The organism is Amycolatopsis sp. lyj-84 (assembly GCF_046549075.1).
Classification (GTDB): Bacteria; Actinomycetota; Actinomycetes; order Mycobacteriales; family Pseudonocardiaceae; genus Amycolatopsis.
This window is the reverse complement of record NZ_JAJPWO010000019.1, coordinates 99518-117051: the sequence shown is the minus strand read 5'-3', so window position 1 is coordinate 117051 and position 17534 is coordinate 99518. Positions and strand designations below refer to the sequence as shown.

Below are 17534 nucleotides of genomic sequence, written 5' to 3'. Positions count from 1 at the left end.
GGCGAAGGTAAGCGAGGAGAGCGGCTCAACGCAATCAGATCACTCGCACACGGACCGTGCTCACGATCGATATGTCATCGCCAAAGGTCAGAACCCTTTATTCACGCTGCCCAGGATGACTTGAGGCGAGTGATATGTTTCCGTTCGTCGACGGAAACTCAGCGGAGGAGAAACTGCCGTGGACGACGCCTTGGTCGCGGCTTTGCGCGCGGACGGCCGGATGAGCGTGGCCGATCTGGCCAAACGCCTCGGCGCGTCACGCTCGGCCGTTTCGGCCCGCCTGGAGCAGCTGAAGGCCGACGGTTCGCTCAACGTGGTCGCGGCGGTCCATCCCGAGTTCCTCGGCCTGACCGCGTACGCGCACCTCGCGATCCGCACCTCCGGCCGGTCCCAGGCGACGACGGACGCCATCGCTGCGCTCCCGGCCGCGGCGTTCGTTTCCGCGGTGAGCGGGGAGTACCAGACCGTCGCCGAGCTGCGCCTGCCCGACTCCCCGGAGCTCTACCGCACGGTGGCGGACATCCGGGGACTGCCGGAGGTGGAGCAGGTCAACACCCTCGTCTATGTGGACGTGGTCAAAGGCCTGTTCATGCCGGGCCGCCCGCTGCCGCCCTGGCTGCGGCTGGACGACCGCGATCTCGCGATCATGCTGCGGTTGCAGGCCGACGGGCGGGAGAGTTTCGCGCGCATGGCCGAACACGTCGGGCTGTCGGCGTCGGCCACCCGCACCCGCGTGCGGTACCTCGTCGAACACGACGTCATCCGGATCGCGCCGGTGCTCAGCCGTGCTCGCCCGGACGCCGGCCTGGTCTGCGGGATCGGCCTGAACGTGCGGGGCGCAGGGGACGCCGTGACGGCGGCGCTCGCCGCGCGCGACGACACCGAGTTCCTCGCCAGGACCATCGGCCGGTTCGACGTCGTCGCCACCATCGCCGCGCAGTCCGCGCGAGACCTCGACCGGACGCTCGAGGAGATCAGCGGCAGGCCCGACGTGGTGACGGCGGAAACGTGGGTGCACCTCCGCATCGCCAAGGAACGCTACGAGTGGCCCTTGCCGACCGCCGAAGAACTCGCGCGGCGTTAGTCGTTGTCCAGCAAGGCTTTCCGGATCTCGGTCTTGAGCACCTTGCCGATTTTGGACCGGGGGAGATCCGGCCAGATCAGGACCTCTTTCGGCGTCTTGACGCTGCCCAGCCGTTCCTTGACCGCGGCGCGGAGCTCGTCGGCCGGCGCTGTCCTGCCCGAATGGAGCTGGACCACGGCGGTGATCTGCTCGCCCCATTTCTCGTGCGGCAGGCCGATCACAGCGCAGTCCTGCACCGCCTCGTGGGCCATGAGCGCCTGTTCGACCTCGGCCGAATAGACGTTGAAGCCGCCGGTGATGATCATGTCCTTGGCGCGGTCGACGATGTAGAGGTAGTGATCCTCGTCGAGGTACCCGATATCGCCGGTGTGATGCCAGCCGTACGCGCTCGCTTCCGCTGTCGCGTCCGGATTCTTGTAGTAGCCGGGCATCACCAGCGAACCGCGGACGACGATCTCGCCGCGTTCGCCCGGCGGCAGGATCTCGCCCTTCCCGGACATGATCGCGACCCGGGTCAGCGGTGTCGGCCGTCCGGCGGAGGTGAACCGTTCCGTGGCGAGCGATCCGTCGGCGCGGACGTGGTCGGCCGGGGCGAGGGTGGAGATCATCATGGGGGCTTCACTCTGCCCGAACAGCTGCCCGAAGACGGGGCCGATCCGGGTGATCGCTTCGGCGAGTTTGGTGGCCGACATCGGTGCGGCGCCGTACCAAAGGCATTGCAGCGACGAAAGATCGGCGCGGTCCAGCGCCGGATTGTCGAGCAGGAGGTAGATCAACGTCGGTGGCAGGAAGGTGTGCGTGATCCGGCGGCGTTCCACCAGGGCGGCGAACTCGCCGAGGTCGGGCGACGGCATGACCACGATCTCCCCGCCGAGCGTCATGACCGGGAAGCAGAGCACGCCCGCCGCGTGGGTGAGCGGCGCGAGCGCCAGGTAACGCGGCCGCCCGGTGAACGGGTAGCTCATCAGCGTGAGCGCCGACATCGTCTCGACGTTGGTCCCGCTGAGCATCACCGCTTTGGGGCGGCCCGTGGTGCCGCCGGTGCCGACGAGCATGACCAGGTCGTCCGGCGGTGTCTCCTCCCACGGTTCGGTGCCGGCGCCGTCGAGCCACTCGGAAAACGGGACGGCGCCGGGCATCGAGCCGTCGAGACAGACCACGGTGGTCAGCTTCGGCAGGTCGGGAAGCATCCGGGAGACGAGCGGTGCGAAGGACTCCTGCACCAGGAGGCAGGCGCAGTCGAACAGGTCGAGCAGTTCCCGGTTCTCGGCCGCCTCGTTGCGCGGGTTGACCGGGCACCACACGGCACCGGCCCGGCTGATCCCGAAGACGCAGCCGAACGACAGGGGATCGTTCCCGGACAGGATCGCCACCTTGTCGCCGGGCCCGATGCCGGACCGGGCCAGCGCCCGCCCCACCCGCCACGACAGTTCCCGCACGTCGCCGTAGCTCAAGGAGTCGTCGCCCATGGTGAGGCAGGGCGCCGCCGGATCGAGTGAAGCGCCCTTGTCGAGGTAGTCGGTCAATCGCACGCGCTCGTCCTTCCGGTCAGCTGTGAACGGTCATGACCGGATTCGACACCAGCCCGAAGGCGCGCAGCACACCGAGCAGTTCGCGGTGGCCGAAAGCCTGGCATCCGGAGGCGAACCCGACCCGCTTCGGCGGCTGCTGAAGCAACGAATACGCGCCGTACGCCTGCATCAGCCCGGTCTGCTTGTAGTTGCAGGTGCCGTGGATGACGCAGTGCGCGCGGCCCAGTGGCCCGGACGCGTGCACCGAATCCAACGAGGTGTTGAGCCGCTGGTTCTCCCGGGGCGGCATCTCGTCGCGGACCGCGGCCGCCTGCTCCGCCAGTACACGGAGTTTTTCGTCCAGCGGCAGGTCTTTCACCTGTTCCAGCACGGCCGCGACGATCTGCGGCACGCCCTGCATCAGGGCGCGGTCGAAGACGCCGCCGACGGCCTTGACGTTGGCCACGCGCGCGTCGTTCTTGAACCAGACCGGATGCGACGTGCCGCCCCAGGGCAGGGCCAACCCGGTTTCGTGATGGCCGGGCACGGTGACGTCCTGCAGGCCGCCGTCCGCGGGCCAGGGCAGGTACTCGTTCTGTTCGAGGTAGTACGCGGCCGACAGCGCGGCGTTGACCAGGATGGTCTTCGTCGAAGCGACCGTGGGATAACCCTTCCAGAACACCAGGATGTCCAAAGTGTCCAGTCCGGGGGTCTCCAGGCAGAGGTTCGCCGCGATCTCGCCGGTGGTGTACATCTGCGCGATGCCGGGAGAGAGTAGAAGGCCCTTTTCCGCCATCTGCGCGCCGTAGCGTTCCTCCGAGGAGATCAGCCAGTCCTGTTCGCCGGTGGTGTCGAGGTAGTGCGTTCCGGTACGCAGGCAGGCTTCGACGACCTCGTGGCCGTACTCGCTGAACGGGCCGACGGTGTTGCACACGACCTTGGCGTCGCGGAACAGTTCGGTGAGCGCTTCGACGTCGTGCGAGACCTCGACGATCTCGTGGTCGACCGTGTCGAGGCCGGGAACGCCGTCGATCGCTTCCTGGAGGCGGGCCTTGTCCCGGCCGGCGGCGATGAACGGGACGTTGTACTCGCGCAGGTACTCGCAGATCAGCCGTCCGGTGTAGCCGGAGGCGCCGTAGACCACGACGGGTTTGGGGCTGCTCATGGTGATTCCTTTCGATTCGTCCGGGGTCACATGCCCATGCCGCCGTCGACCGGGAGTCCGGCCCCGGTGATGAAGCGAGCCGCGTCGGAGGCGAGGAACACGACGGCGTCGGCCATGTCCGAGACCTCGCCGAGCCGTCCGGCCGGGGTCTGCGCGACGACCGCGCCGATGGCGTCTTCGACGCTGGGGAACAGGCCGACCTCGACGACGTCCTGCGCGAGCTGGCTCCCCATCTGGGTGGGGACGAGACCGGGGTAGACGCAGTTGACGCGGACGCCGTAGCCGAGCTTCCCGGCCTCCATCGCGGCCACCCTGGTGAGGCGGTCGACCGCCGACTTCGTCGCCGAATAGCCCGCGATACCGGGGAAGGCGATGGTCGCGGCGACCGAGGAGATGTTCACGACGGCGCCACCGGCACCCGCGGGGCCGCCGGGTCGCATCGCGCGGAAGGCGTATTTCACGCCGAGGGCGGTGCCCAGCACGTTGACGTCGAGCATCTTGCGCAGGTCGGCGGGGTCCAGCTCGGCGACGAGCCCGGTGATCTCGACACCGGCGTTGTTCACCACGATGTCCAGCCCACCGAGCTCGTCGATGACCGAGGCGATCGCCTGTTCCCAGCTCTGTTCGTCGGTGACGTCCAGCCGGACGAAGCCCGCCGCGGCGCCTTTCTGCTTGATCTGGTCGGCGGTGGCGCGCCCGAGCTCCTCCTGGACATCGCCGATGACCACCGAGGCGCCTGCCAGGGCGAGTGCTTCGGCCATCCCGGCTCCCAGGCCCTGCGCTCCGCCCGTGACCAGGGCCTTCCGGCCCGAAAGGTCGTACGAACCCATGGACTTCTCCTCCTTGAGACGGTCCGCGGTTGCGGTGTGGGTCACATCCTGAGCCAGTTTTGGACAGTCGTCAAGATTTTCTTGGACAGTCGTCAAGAATTCCGCGAGGCTAGACTGTGGGCCCCGCGGCAGGCGCGGGCTCCCGGACCGGACAGGAACTCGTGGTGACCGAGACGAGCGAGCGGATCGCACGCCGGAGCGTGGACAAGTTCGCCCAGCGGCGGGCGGAACTGGCGGAATCCACGCTGCAGGCGCTGTCCGAGCTGGGGTACGCCAGGACGAGCCTGCGGGAGATCGCGCAGAAGTCGAACTTCTCGCACGGGGTGCTGCACTACTACTTCACCGACAAGGTGGAACTGCTGACCTACGCGGTCCGCAAATTCGAAGAAGTGTGCGTGACCCGCTACGACGAGGCCGTGGCCGCGGCGCAGTCGGCCGACGAACTCAAGCGGGGCTTCGGCGCCGCGATGGCCGGGACGTTGCGGGCCGACGCCTCGATGCACCGGCTTTGGTACGACCTGAGGAACCAGAGCTTGTTCGAGGCCGCTTTCCGCGCTGATGTGCTCGAGATCGACACTCAGCGGCAGGCGATGATCTGGCGGGTCGTGGAGCGGTGCGCCGAGCTTGCCGGTGGGTCCGCGGTTGTCACGCGGCAGGTTGCTTATGCGGCTTTCGATGGGGTTTTTCAGCAGGCGTTGTTGCATCAGCTCGCGGGGGAGGAAGGTGCGAGTGATGCTCTTGCGGAGGATGCCGGGGCGCTGCTTGGGCGATTGGTGAGTGGCGGCTGAGTTCGGTCTTGAGTGGCGTTTCGGGTTAGAACCGAATCGGTATTCGGTTACCTACGCCTGACCAGGGCGAACGGGAAATGTCAGCGGCGACATGGTGAGCGTGAAGGATTTGGGACGTTCAACACCCGAATCGCCACTCACGACCAACCCGACCCACCTGCCTCAAGGCACTACCGGCCACTCAACAGAACGATCTGATTCCCCCTGACCGAACCCCTCCGCGCCTGAGCCATCAACCCGGCCACCGCAGCCGAACCAGCCGCCGTGGGCCGCACCCCATACCGCGCCAAAAGAGCTTGCGCGGCAAGGAGTTCGTCGTCGTCAACGGCGTGCGCCGCGCCGCCGGAGCCGTCGATCGCGGTCAGCGCGTCGGGGCCGTGCAGGGCGTGCCAGTTCACCAGGGGCTCGTTGTGCTCGGTCGTGACGACGGCGTCGCGTGGCAGCACCCGGTACGGCCCCGGCCAGCTGGTCACGATCGGGTTGTTGCCGGGGGAGCCGACGCCGTGAAGGGCCACCGGCCAGCGGAGCGCGCGCAGTCGCCGATAAGCGGCGACGAGCGTCGTGCCGTTGCCGACCGGGATCCACAGGGACGCCGGGGCGGGGCCGAGCTCCCGGTGCAGGGCGTCGACGACGTGACCGTGTCCTTCGAGGATCACGTCCTTGTACGGTCCGTCGACGTTGCCGTCCATCGCGCCTTTCGCGCGAGCCAGGAGGTGTGACTCCTCGACAGCGTCTTCGTAGCCGCCGGGGACGAAGTGGACGTCGGCCCCGGTCGCGGCGGCGAAGGCGCCACCGTCGCCCCAGTCGGCGGGCAGGACGACGGTGCAGCGCAGGTTCGCCGCGGCGCAGGCTGTCGCCATCGCCCGTCCATAGCTGCCGCAGGAGCCCACGACGACCCGATCGTGGCCTTCGGCGATCGCCCGGGCCACGATCGCGTGGGCGGCGGGTTCCTTGTGGCTGCCGGAGGGGTAGTGGGTCTCGTCCGCGAGGAACACGCGGATTCCCGGCAGCAGGTCGTCCGCGGGGACGAGAATGGAAGTCCGAGACAGCACGGGACCGTTCCCCTTCACCGATTGTGGGCAGCGAGCAGTTCGTCGGCCTCGCGCTGCAGGTCGTCGCGCGTGCCGATGTTCGCGGGCGGGACGGCGTCGGGCAGCTCGTCTTCGATCAGCCGGAGCCGGGGGTTGAGCCAGCCGCGGACGGCCCACGCCAGCTGCAGCAGTCCACTGAGGACGATCAGCAGGGCGAGGCCCCGGCCCGGGGAATCCAGTAGCGGTTGGACGAACCGTTCGGCCAGCGGCCCGACGACGAGATAGCCCAGCGGCATGGTCAGCATCATCAAGGTGATGAACAGGGAGAGGACCCGGCCCTGGAGTTCGAGGTTGACCTTGCCCTGGATGATCGCGATCCAGTGGCCGTCGGCGAGGGATTCGCCGAAGCCGACGAGGAACATGCCGGCGATGATCAGCGCGGGCGAAGTGGTGAGGCCGACGAGGATCATCGCGACGCTGCCGACGCCCATCGCGATGAGCATTCCGTGGCTGCGCCGGGTGGTCCCGCCCCAGAGACCCATCACGACGCTACCGGTGAGCGCGCCGACGCCGCCCGCGCCCAGCGCCATGCCCAGCACCGAGGCAGGTTGCTCCACCAGCAGCATCGGCGTGATCACGGCGAAACCCAGGGTGTAGAAGACGTGGTCGATGACGAAGAACCGGAGGGCGGCGCGCAGGCCGGGACGGCGGGTGATGAACTGCCAGCCGGTCCGGATCTCGGTGCGGAAGTTCTCCTCGCGCCGCCGGAACAAGAGGTTCGGGAAGCGGACGAACAGCAGGGTGAGCGCACCGGCGGCGAAGGTGCCCATGTCGACGAGCAGCACGCCGCTGATCCCGATCGGGCCGATCAGCGCGGCCCCGAGCATGGGGGAGAACACCAGCCCGACGCCGACACCGAGTTGCCCGATTCCGCCGGCGTGACCGAGATAGCGCTTCGGGACCAGCTGGGCGACGGCCGCGAGATAGGCGGGCCGCTGGAACGCGCCGGCCACCGAAGTCACCGTCACGGCCAGATAGACGTGCCAGAGATGCAGGCCGTCCGACAGCATCAGGAAGGCCAGTGCCGCCATCGACAGCCCTGCCATACTGTCGCTCACCAGCATGACCTTGCGCCGGTCCCACCGGTCGGCGACGGCGCCGGCGAGCGGTCCGGCCACGATGCCGGGTAGCAGGCCGATCGCGCTGACCAGGGCGAACGACGTGATCGAGCCGGTCTGCTGGAACACCCAGATGCTCAGCACCAGGGTGCTCAGCCCGCTGCCGACCATCGACAGGAGCTGGCCGAAGGCGACCACCGCGAACTTGCGCAGGTCGGGCTCCGCGCTCACGACCGGGGCGGGTTCCTCGGCGGCGGGCCGTTCGGAGACGAACTCGACCAGCGCTTCGGCGAGCGGTTCCGCGTGGCTCTTGAGAAAGAAGTGTCCCGCGTGCGGCAGGACGGCGAGGCCGACGTCGCCTTCGGTGAAATGCCGCCATTCCTGACGACGTTCCTGGTAGTGCTCGGTGACCCGGTCGCGCGCGCCGACGACGGTGAGCACCGGCGCCTTCAGCGGCTCGAAGCTCCCTCGATACGCGGCGGTGAAGTACTCCTCCGCGTCGCGCGCGTCGTGGCGCACGTTGCGGAGCACGAAGGCCTTCTGCCCGTCGTCGTCGAGATCGGTGAAGCCGCCGCGAGCACGGAGATACGCGAGGTATTCGCGGTCCGAGGTGAAGCGGTCCACCGGGACGTGCCGGTAGATCCAGTCGAAGAACCGCCCCGGCAGCCGCGCGGTGGGGAATCCCGCGCCGAGGGCGACTCCGGCCACGGGCAGGCCGGCGGCTTCGGCACGTCGTGCCACCTCCACGGTGAGGGCGACCCCGAGACAGTGTCCATAAAGGAGGATCGGACCGTCGATCGACCGCAGTTCCTCCACGATGCGGCCGGAAACGACGTCGATCGGCTCCAGCTCCTCATCGGATCTGGAGCGGTCGTGGCCGGGGAGTTCCGCCGCGTGGAGTGCCCAGCCCGCCGGGAGAGCGTCGGCGAGCGGCTGGTAGGCGACCGCGCTGCCGCCGGAGTAGGGCACCGCCACGACCGTGTGCCCACCGCGGGCCGGGTCGGCGCCGGTCAGGGTCAGCCGGTGCAGCAGCCGTCGTTCGGTGGGCTCTGCTCCCGAACGCGCGTCGAGATGTGCGGCCAGCCGCCGGATGGTGGCGTGCTGATACAGCTCGACCAGGCTGGGGGAGGGCTCGATCCGCCGGACGACCTCGAGCGCGGCGAAGGAATCCCCGCCGAGGGCGAAAAAGCTGTCGTCGATGCCGGGATCGGTGACCCCGAGGACGTCCGACCACGCCGCGGCGATCCGCTTCTCGGTGTCGGTCCTCGCCACCGTCCCGGTGGATCGCGGTCCGCCACCGGACGGCGCGGGCAGCGCGCGCCGGTCGAGTTTCCCGTTGGGGGACAGCGGAAGAGCGGGCAGGGTCAGGATGCGGGCGGGGACCATCTGCGGGGGCAGGCCCGCCGCGAGCGTCTCGCGGTAGACGGCTTCGTCGGCGTCGGACCCGTCGCGGGTCACGACGTAGCCGACGAGCTGCGAGCCATGAGGAGCGGCGGCGCACGCCACGACCCCGGGCAGCGCGCCCAGGGCGGCTTCGACCTCGCCGAGTTCGATCCGGTGGCCGTTGACCTTGACCTGATCGTCGAGCCTGCCGAGGAAATCGACCGTACCGTCGAGGTGGAACCGGGCCGAGTCACCGGTGCGGTACATCCTGGCGCCGGGCGCGAACGGGTCCGGCACGAACCGGTCCGCGGTCAGCCCGGGCCGTTCGTGATAGCCGGGGACGACGCCGAGACCGCCGAGGTACAGCTCGCCGACGACGCCCGCGGGCACCGGCTGGCGGTGGGCGTCCAGGACGTAGACCCGGTTGTTCGGGAAAGGGCGTCCGATGGGCAGTGGCGCGTCGTCGGCGAGATGGTCGACAGAGCCTTCGAAGCAGACGTTGTCGACGGTGACTTCGGTGACGCCGTAGGAGTTGACGACGCGGTTGCCCGGCCCGACGAGCTGCCTCGCGAGCCGGAATTCCTTGACGTGCCACTTCTCGCCGCCACCGATCAGCAGGTCGACGAACCCGAGATCCTGCCCGCCGCGTTCGGTGTGGTCGAGCAGCGCCCGCAGTACCGCGGGCACGAGTTCGGTGCAGTTCACCCGCTCGGTCTTCATCAGCGCGAGGAGATCGGCGGGATCGAGCAGTGTTTCGCGGGGTGCGATGACCAGACGGCCGCCGCTGAGGTGCGCACGCAGGGTCTCGCCCACGAACATGTCGAAGGAGAAACTGGCCGCTTGCAGGTATGTCCATTCAGGACGGAGCCGGTAGGCCTGCTGCCACATCCCCGCCGCGTGCACCAGGTTTCCGTGCGTGACCACGACTCCCTTGGGCCTGCCGGTGGATCCCGAGGTGTAGATGACGTACGCCGGATCGTCCGCGGTGGTGACCGGCGGCAGATCGGTACCGTCGGCGGGGAGCTCACCGGAGAGGTAATCCGTGTCGATGACGACCGTCGGTCCGCTGTCGGTCAGCATGTACTCGAGGCGATCGGCGGGATAGGCCGGATCCAGCGGTACGTACGCGCCGCCCGCCTTGAGTACCGCCCACATCGCGGTGAAGAGCGCGGTGCCGCGGTCCAGGGTGATCGCCACCCGATGGCCGGGCCGCACACCCTCGTCGCGCAGTCGCCTGGCCAGCCGGTTGGCCCGGTGGTTGAGCTCGGCATAGCTGACGGTGTCGCGGCCGACGGTGAGCGCGGGCGCGTCGGGTGTCGTGAGGGCGTGCCGCTCGAACAGCTGGTGCACGGCGATCGCGTCCGGTATCGGAGCGACGATGTCGTTCCAGTCGTCCACGATGCGACCGCGCTCGACGTCGGTGAGCATCGGGAGCCGGGTGATCGGCGTGCTCGTGCCGGAGGTCGCCGCGTCCAGCAGGGTCAGCAGGTGGTCGAGGATCGCCTCGATTCGCGCGCCCTCGAAGAGTTCGGTGGCGTAGTCGGCGTTCAGGACCGCGCCATCGGCGGGGAAATCGAGCCCGATCGCCAGATCGACCATCGCGGCGGACGGCGGCAACTCGCCCGCGTAGCGCAGGAGCGGATCACCGGGCGCCGGGGTGTTGTGCACCGTCAGCATCACCGGACTCAACCGCTTGGCTCCGGCCAGCGCGGTCACCAGATCGGGTAATGCCAGCTCTTGGTGGTCCAGGTCGCCCAGGACGGCGTCCCGCACTCGCGCGACGAGCTCGGCGAAAGACGGCTCACCCGTCACGTCGCCGCGCAGCGGCAGGACGTTCAACGCCGGGCCGATCAGCGACGCCAGTTCGCCCGCCGACCGCCCCGCCACCGGGGACAGCACGGTGACGTCGGTGTGGCCGGTGTACCGCCGCAGAACGGTTTGCAGACCGGCCAGGACCACCATGAACAGACTCGCCCGCTGTTCACCGGCGTACGACCGCAGCCGGTCCAGCAGAGCGGGGTCGATCCGCCGGGTGACCCGCTCGGCGGCGTAGGTGCGGGCCACCGGACGAGGCCGGTCGGCGGGGAGTTCGAGGTCGAGATCGGCGCCGTCGAACCGGTCCCGCCAGTACGAGACGAGCGGCCGGTCGGCCTTCGCCCGGGCGGCACGCGCGGCGAGATCGGGCACGGGGACGGCCGGTGCCGGATCGGCGCCCGAATACAGCGCGGCGAGTTCCTGGCCGAGCACGCCCGCGGACCAGCCGTCGAAGGCGAGGTGGTGCACGATCAGGACGAGTTCGTCCTCGTCGAGGAACGCGTGCGCGACCGGGCCGTGCCGGTAGTCGATGCCGTCGCGATCCGGCTCGCCGAGGGTCAGCGGAATCGTGGCCGCGGGCTCGATGACCATGCTCGGTTCGGTGCCGTCGTCGGGGAAACGCGCTCTCAGCAGCGGATGCCGCCGCGACAGTTCGGCGAGGGCGGCGGTCAGCGCGGCGACGTCGACCGCTTCGGCCCAGCGGTACCGGATTCCCAAGGTGTAGACGGGAAGTTCGGCGCACAGCTGTTCGGCGATCCAGTAGTCGCGTTGCATCGGGCTCAGCGGGTGCGGGACCCCCTCGGCCAGTCCGGCGACGGTGGTTTCGGTCGCCCCTGTCGCTCCGGCGATGACTTCGGCCAGCGCGGCGACGGTCGGATCCGCGTACCACCGGGTGAGGGTCAGCTCAGCGCCGTGCCGCACGCGCAGGGCGGCGATGAGCCGGACAGCGTCCAGCGAATCACCGCCGAGGGAAAGGAAATCGTCGGCCGTGCCGGTGACGGCGCCGCCGAGGATCTCTTCGAACAGCGTGGCCGCGGATCTTTCGTCCGCGGTGAGCGCGCTGTCGTGGCCGTGTTCGGACGGAACCTCCGCCGCCAGCGCGGTCTTGTCGATCTTTCCTTGCGGTGTCAGCGGAAACCGGGGATGCCGGAGCAGGACGGCCGGGATGAGATGGGCGGGCAGGACGTCGCCGAGCGCGTTCCGGACGGCCGCGAGGTCGGTCGTGCCGGTGACCAGGTGGCCGATCAGCCGGGCCCGGCCGGTCTTGTCGTCGACGAGGACGACGGCGTCGGTGATGCCGTCGAGCTGCCGGAGGGCCGCCTCCACCTCGGCCGGTTCCACCCGGTGGCCCCGGATCTTGACCTGGTCGTCGAGCCGTCCGAGGAACTCCAGCTGTCCGTCATCGGACCAGCGGACCCGGTCGCCCGTGCGGTACTCGCGGCCGTGGCCGGGTGTCGTCACGAAACGTTCGGCGGTCAGCTCCGGCCGGTTCAGATAGCCCCCGGCCACGCCGATGCCGCCGATCAGCAGCTCGCCGTCGTCACCGATCCGGCAGGTCACGCCGGGGTGCGGGACGCCGATCGGGACCACATCGCCCGACCATTCGGTCACGTCCGTCGCCGTGGCGCCCACCGTGGTCTCGGTCGGCCCGTAGCTGTTGAACAGCCGGGTCGCGCCGCCGACCGCGGCCTGCCACCGGCGCACCGCGTCGGGTCGCGCCGTCTCCCCGCCGATGATCACGCAGCGCACGCCCGCCGGAACGGAGGTCTCGCCGCGGTCGAGCGCGGCGACCAGCTCGTGCCAATACGCCGTCGGCAGGTCCAGCACCGTGATGCCGAGCGCGTCGCAGCGCTCGAAGAACAGGTCCGGCCTGCTGATCATGTCGTCGTCGCGCAGGACGAGGGTGGCCCCGCGGATCAGCGGGCAGAAGATCTCCTCGACGCTGGTGTCGAAGCTCAGCGACGCGAACTGCAGGATCCGGTCACCCGCGGCGAAGGCGAACCTGTCCGCGAAAGCGCCGGTGAAGTCACGCAGCGACCGGCGGCCGATCAGAACGCCCTTCGGACGGCCCGTCGAACCCGAGGTGAAGATGACGTACGCGGGATCCTGCCGCGGTACGCCGCCCTCGAGAGGGAACACCCCGTCGGCCGTGATCAGCGCGCTGGGCCGGGTCTCCTCGACCATCATGGCCAGCCGGGCTTCGGGATAGGCCGGGTCCAGCGGAACATAGCCCGCTCCGGCCCGCAGCACCGCGAGGATCGCCACGATCGCGTCCCTGCCGCGCGGCAGCCGGATCCCGACCAGGTCGCCCGGCCGCACCCCGGCTTCGGCCAGCCTGTCCGCCGTCCCGGCGGCCATGCCGACAAGGGTTTCGTAGTCCAGCTCGCCGTCGGTGTCGGCGAGCGCCACGGCATGCGGCGTCCGGACGGCCTGCGCCGCCACGGACGACCAGACGTCGCCTTCCACTGTGGACAGTGGCGGCTCGTGGGTTCGGGTCACCGGTTCTCCTCGGTATTCACATCGACCAGTGCGTGGGTTTCCGGTCCCAGCGATGGGCGCGCAGTGCGTCGATCAGCTCCGGCGGCAGCGGCGCGGCTCCGGAGACCGCCAGGTTCGACCGCACGTGCCCGGGACGGCGCATCCCCGGGATCACCGCGGAGACGGCGGGGTGGTGCAGGATGAACCGCAGCGCCAGTTCCGGCATGGTCATGCCGTCGGGGACCAGCTCCCGGAGCGCGTCGACCCGGTCGATCGTGGGCGGCAGGTTCTCCGGTCCGAAGTAGACGGCCCGCCAGTCTTCGGGCGGGAAAGCGGTGCTGGCGTTCAGGTTCCCGGTCAGCGATCCTTCGTCGAACGGCACCCGCGCGATGATCGCGATGTCCTCTTCGAGCGCGCGGGGGAAGAGTTCGTCCTCGGGGGCCTGGTCGAAGATGTTGTAGATGACCTGGATCGCGTCGACCAGGCCGGTGTCGAGGGCGGCGAAACAGTTCGACGGCTCCCACCGGTTGACGCTGATGCCGAAACCGTCGATCAGGCCCTCGTCCTTGAGCCGCGTGACGACCCGCTGCCAGCCGGGTTCGGCGGCCCAGCGGTCTTCCCAGACGTGGAACTGCAGGAGATCGATCTTGTCGACACCGAGGTTGTCCAGGCTGCGACGGGTGTAGTCGAGGACGTGATCGACGGGGAAGACGTCTTCGAGGGTGTCCTGCGGGCGCGGCGGCCATTCGCGATTCAGCGGCGGGACCTTGGTGGCCAGCCGCATCTCGGCGCCGGGACGGCGGCGGCGCAGTTCGCCGAGCAGGCTCTCGGACTTGCCGCGCCCGTAGACCCAGGCGGTGTCGAAGAAGGTGCAGCCCAGTTCGACGGCGAGGTCGAGGGCGTCCGGCGCGATGTCGTAGTTCCAGCCGGTGAACCCGCCGGGACCACCGCCGATTCCCCACATGCCGTAGCCGACTTCGCCGACCTTCCAGCCGAGCCGTCCCATGGTGCGCTGCCGCATCCGCGTCTCATTCCTCTCAAGCACTGGCGGGTTCCTTCGGCCGGGTGGCGGAAGTGGTGAACAGTGCCGGGTTGTCCTGCAACAGGTTCTCGAGCACCTCGCGGACGGCGTCCTCCTCGGTGGCACGCCCGTCGGCGCGGTGTTCGACGATCGCCAGCAGCAGACCCAGCTCGACGTCACCGGTCGCCGCCGCGGATCGCAGACCGGCGAGAAAGCGCAGGCAGGACACCCGATCCGCGCCCACGGGCAGCTCGTCGAACCGCACGCTGCCCTCGCGATAGACGTGCAAGGCGCGCCCCAGCACCGTCGGGTCCTGGACGGCCTCGACGACGATCCGCGCCACCGTGTCGACCGGGCTGTAGTCCGACCGGATCGCCGCCGCGGGCACCGTTCCGAGCCGCTCGAAGGCGGTGAGCAGCAGGTGGGTCAGCGCCGCCGGATTGGGGACGGCGACGTCCGTCGCGGGCATGACCTCGCCGAGGCGCAGCACCGTCACCGGAAGGTCGACGGCGGCGTCGACGAGCCGCTCACCCGCCCATTTGGACAGGCTGTACCCGCTCGACGGCGGGGTCACGGCGGTGATGTCGACGTCTTCGGGTACCGGACGGCCGGTGCGCAGGGCGTGGTCGTACAGCACGCCGAGCGTCGAGACGTAGTGCAGCGGGATGCCGCCCGCGGCGCGGGCGAAGCGGATCACCTCCGCCGTGCCGAGCACGTTCGGCTCGCGGTGCATGCGGTAGTCGTAGAGCAGGTTGACCAGGGCACCGGCGTGGACGACCAGGTCGCACTCTTCGGCGAGGGATCGCCACCGGGGAGCCGTCAGCCCGAAACCGGGTCTGGCGAGGTCACCGGCGACGACGGCGATCCGCGTGGCGTGGCCGTCGTGCTCCAGCTGTTGTGCGGCGAGCGCAGTCAGAAGACGTTGCCGTGCGTGGGAATCGTCGCGGCCGCGGATCAGGCAGCGCACCGTCAGATCGGTGCTCGCGAGCAGTTCGTGCAGCAGCCGGGCACCCACGAACCCCGTCGCGCCGGTCAGCAGGACCGTGCGCGGCGGCCGGTCCCGCTTGTCGCGCAACGGTGTCCGCGCCGTGCTGAGGCTGGCTAGGTCGGCGGCGACCAGATCCGACGAGGCTGGAACACGGTCGCGCCGGGCGATCAGGTCACGCAGACCGGCCGCCGTGGGATGGCCGGCGAGATCGCGCACCCCGACGTCCACTCCGAACCGGTCGCTCAGCTCGACCACAGCCGCGACGGCCTGCAGCGAGTTGCCTCCGGCGGCGAAGAAGTCGTCATCGGCGGTGAAACCGGGGTACCGCAACACGGTGCGCAGGACGGCGAGCACGGGATCGGCGCCGGTGTCGGAAGCCGGATCCGCGGGCCGCTCCGCCAAGTTCGCCAGGCGGCGACGATCGATCTTGCCCGCCGCGGTCAAGGGCATCTCGTCGACGACCACTCCGCGCCGCGGCAGGCTGCCTCGGGGCAGCTTGCCCCGCAGGTGGGAGAGGACCGCCCGGGAGCTCGCCGTCCCGGTGGTCACGAGCACGAGTTCACGGTCCACGACGAGCGCCGCCGCTTGCAGCACTCCGTCGCAGGCCAAAGCGGCCGTCTCGATCTCGCCGGGCTCGACCCGCATTCCGTCGATCTTGAGCTGGTGGTCGATGCGCCCACCGAAGTGGAACCTGCCCGCGGCGTCGACGTGTCCGAGGTCGCCGGTGCGGTACATGCGGCCGGACGTCGGGGAACTGAAGAAGCGTTCGGCGGTGCGGCCGGGTTCGCCGTGGTAGCCGATGCCGACGCACGCGCCGCCGATGACGATCTCGCCGGTGGCGCCGGGAGGCAGCGGCCGCCCGTCGACGTCGACGACGATCGCGACGCAGTTGTCGATCGGCCGCCCCAACGGCACGACATCTCCGTCGCAGGCGTCGACCTCGTGGAAGATCATGCCGATGGAGGCTTCGGACGGGCCGTAGGCGTTGCTGATCCGCAGCCCCGGCAGGAGTTCCCGCAGGCGGTGGACGTCGAGTGGGTTGATCTGTTCGCCACCGACCACGAGGTGGCGCAGCGAACGCAGCCTGCCGACGGTGGACGGCCGTTGTCGCAGCAGGGTCAGCAGCGCGCTCAGAACCGCGGGCACGAAGTCCGTGACGGTCACTTCGTGGGCTTCGATGAGGTCGATCGTGTGCTGCAGGTCGTGGTGGTCACCGGCGGCGGGCACCACCGTCGCGCCGCCGGTGGTCAGCGGCCAGAAGAGCTGCCAGAACGCGGAATCGAACGTGTGCCGGGTGTTCTGCAGGACCACTTCGCGGACGGCGGGCGGGCCGAACCAGCGGTCCATGAACGCCAGCCGGTTCGTCAGGCCCCGGTGCAGGTTCACCGCGCACAGGGGTGTCCCGGTGGTGCCGGAGGTGTACACGCCGTAGACGACGTCGTCCGGTCCTGGGCCGGGCAGGTCAGCGACCCCTTCGGCTTCGGCGAGATCGACGGGGATCGCTCGATCGCGGTGGGCTGCGGGTACCGCCGCCACGTCGGCGCACAGCACCACGGGAGCGTCGAGCAGGTCGAGGACCTGCGCGATCCGGTCCGCGGGCCAGTGGGGGTCGACGGGCACGTACCCGATCCCGGCGATCATCGCCGCCGCCCAGGACACCGGCAGCGCCAGGCCGTCCGCGACGAGCACGGGGATCAAAGCCCCGGTTTCCCTTGTCACCGAACGGATCCGGGCGGCCAGCGCGTCGGCGTGACTGAGGAATCGTTCGTAGGTCAGCGTTCCATCGGCGGCGTACACCGCCACGGTGTCCGGCGTGGCCCGGGCGACCGAGCGGATCCGCTCCGGGACACTGAGATAAGGACCATGGTCGACCTCGGTCCCGGCGAGCCGGCCGAGCACCGCCGCTTTCGTGGCCGCGGAGAGCCCGTCCGCTTGGCTGAGATCCACCGCCGGATCGGTCAGCATCGTGCCCAGCAGTTCGGCGTGCATCTCCGCGACGGCTGGAGCGGCGCGCTCCCAGAGGTCGCCCGGCGGGCAGCGCAGCTCGACGGACAGGAGGCCGGGGGAGCCGATCCACGCGTGCGCGACGGGTCCGGCGGAGCCGTCGGAGACGTTGTAGGCGTGGACGGCGACGCCCGTGCGGCCGAAGGTCGTGGAAGACAGGGTGAGGTCCCGGTCCAGCCGACGGGCCACTTCGGTCAGTGCCTTGGCGGCCGCGTCCGTCAACGGGACCCCGGGTCTGAGCGGAGCGTGACGGCGGTGACTGCCCCATCCGAGGGTCATGTCACTCAACCAAGTGATCTTAGGAATCCGTTACGCGGA

Annotated in this window: 9 protein-coding genes; 2 read left to right on the top strand and 7 right to left on the bottom strand. The window is 69.8% G+C overall.

Features of this window, described 5'->3' with window-relative positions:
• Positions 1–178: 178 nt before the first annotated feature.
• Entirely contained in the window at positions 179–1084 is a 906-nt protein-coding gene (locus tag ACLJRM_RS39440) for an Lrp/AsnC family transcriptional regulator (protein WP_101608452.1), read from the top strand.
• Here the strand turns inward: ACLJRM_RS39440 and ACLJRM_RS39435 are convergent.
• Genes ACLJRM_RS39435 through ACLJRM_RS39425 form a run of 3 tightly spaced genes read right to left on the bottom strand, consistent with a single transcriptional unit; the run spans position 1081 to position 4590 of the window.
• Positions 1081–2616 carry an AMP-binding protein gene (locus ACLJRM_RS39435; RefSeq protein ID WP_410665953.1) on the bottom strand — a complete coding sequence of 512 codons (1536 nt, stop codon included), beginning with the start codon at positions 2614–2616 and terminating at the stop codon, positions 1081–1083. The two genes, ACLJRM_RS39440 and ACLJRM_RS39435, sit on opposite strands and share 4 nt — an antisense overlap.
• A 16-nt stretch (positions 2617–2632) precedes the next feature.
• Positions 2633–3760 (bottom strand): DUF5938 domain-containing protein, encoded by a 1128-nt coding sequence (locus ACLJRM_RS39430; RefSeq protein ID WP_410665952.1) that lies wholly within the window; start codon positions 3758–3760, stop codon positions 2633–2635.
• Positions 3761–3786: 26 nt separating this feature from the next.
• Positions 3787–4590: an SDR family NAD(P)-dependent oxidoreductase gene (locus ACLJRM_RS39425; protein ID WP_410665951.1), complete on the bottom strand. Its 804-nt coding sequence runs from the start codon at positions 4588–4590 to the stop codon at positions 3787–3789.
• A gap of 164 nt (positions 4591–4754) precedes the next feature.
• Here ACLJRM_RS39425 and ACLJRM_RS39420 point away from each other — a divergent pair, with 164 nt between their 5' ends.
• Complete coding sequence (locus ACLJRM_RS39420) at positions 4755–5378, top strand: TetR/AcrR family transcriptional regulator (protein ID WP_410665950.1); 624 nt, start codon at positions 4755–4757, stop codon at positions 5376–5378.
• Positions 5379–5548: 170 nt separating this feature from the next.
• Here ACLJRM_RS39420 and ACLJRM_RS39415 read toward each other — a convergent pair whose 3' ends face one another.
• The 4 genes from ACLJRM_RS39415 to ACLJRM_RS39400 are packed head-to-tail and all read right to left on the bottom strand — an operon-like array spanning position 5549 to position 17495.
• Complete coding sequence (locus tag ACLJRM_RS39415) at positions 5549–6430, bottom strand: pyridoxal-phosphate dependent enzyme (RefSeq protein WP_101608450.1); 882 nt, start codon at positions 6428–6430, stop codon at positions 5549–5551.
• Between the two features lie 14 nt (positions 6431–6444).
• Positions 6445–13224 carry an amino acid adenylation domain-containing protein gene (locus ACLJRM_RS39410; protein ID WP_410665949.1) on the bottom strand — a complete coding sequence of 2260 codons (6780 nt, stop codon included), beginning with the start codon at positions 13222–13224 and terminating at the stop codon, positions 6445–6447.
• A gap of 16 nt (positions 13225–13240) precedes the next feature.
• Positions 13241–14248 (bottom strand): aldo/keto reductase, encoded by a 1008-nt coding sequence (locus tag ACLJRM_RS39405; protein WP_410665948.1) that lies wholly within the window; start codon positions 14246–14248, stop codon positions 13241–13243.
• Positions 14241–17495, bottom strand: a complete 3255-nt coding sequence (locus ACLJRM_RS39400; protein ID WP_410665990.1) for a non-ribosomal peptide synthetase — start codon at positions 17493–17495, stop codon at positions 14241–14243. Before ACLJRM_RS39400 ends, ACLJRM_RS39405 begins: the two co-directional genes overlap by 8 nt.
• Positions 17496–17534: the final 39 nt, after the last annotated feature.

Excerpts from the sequence above, each read along its gene's own strand:
- ACLJRM_RS39400 (WP_410665990.1), bottom strand. The coding sequence starts at position 17,495 with ATGACCCTCGGATGGGGCAGTCACCGCCGTCACGCTCCGCTCAGACCC.
- ACLJRM_RS39430 (WP_410665952.1), bottom strand. The coding sequence starts at position 3,760 with ATGAGCAGCCCCAAACCCGTCGTGGTCTACGGCGCCTCCGGCTACACC.
- ACLJRM_RS39425 (WP_410665951.1), bottom strand. The coding sequence starts at position 4,590 with ATGGGTTCGTACGACCTTTCGGGCCGGAAGGCCCTGGTCACGGGCGGA.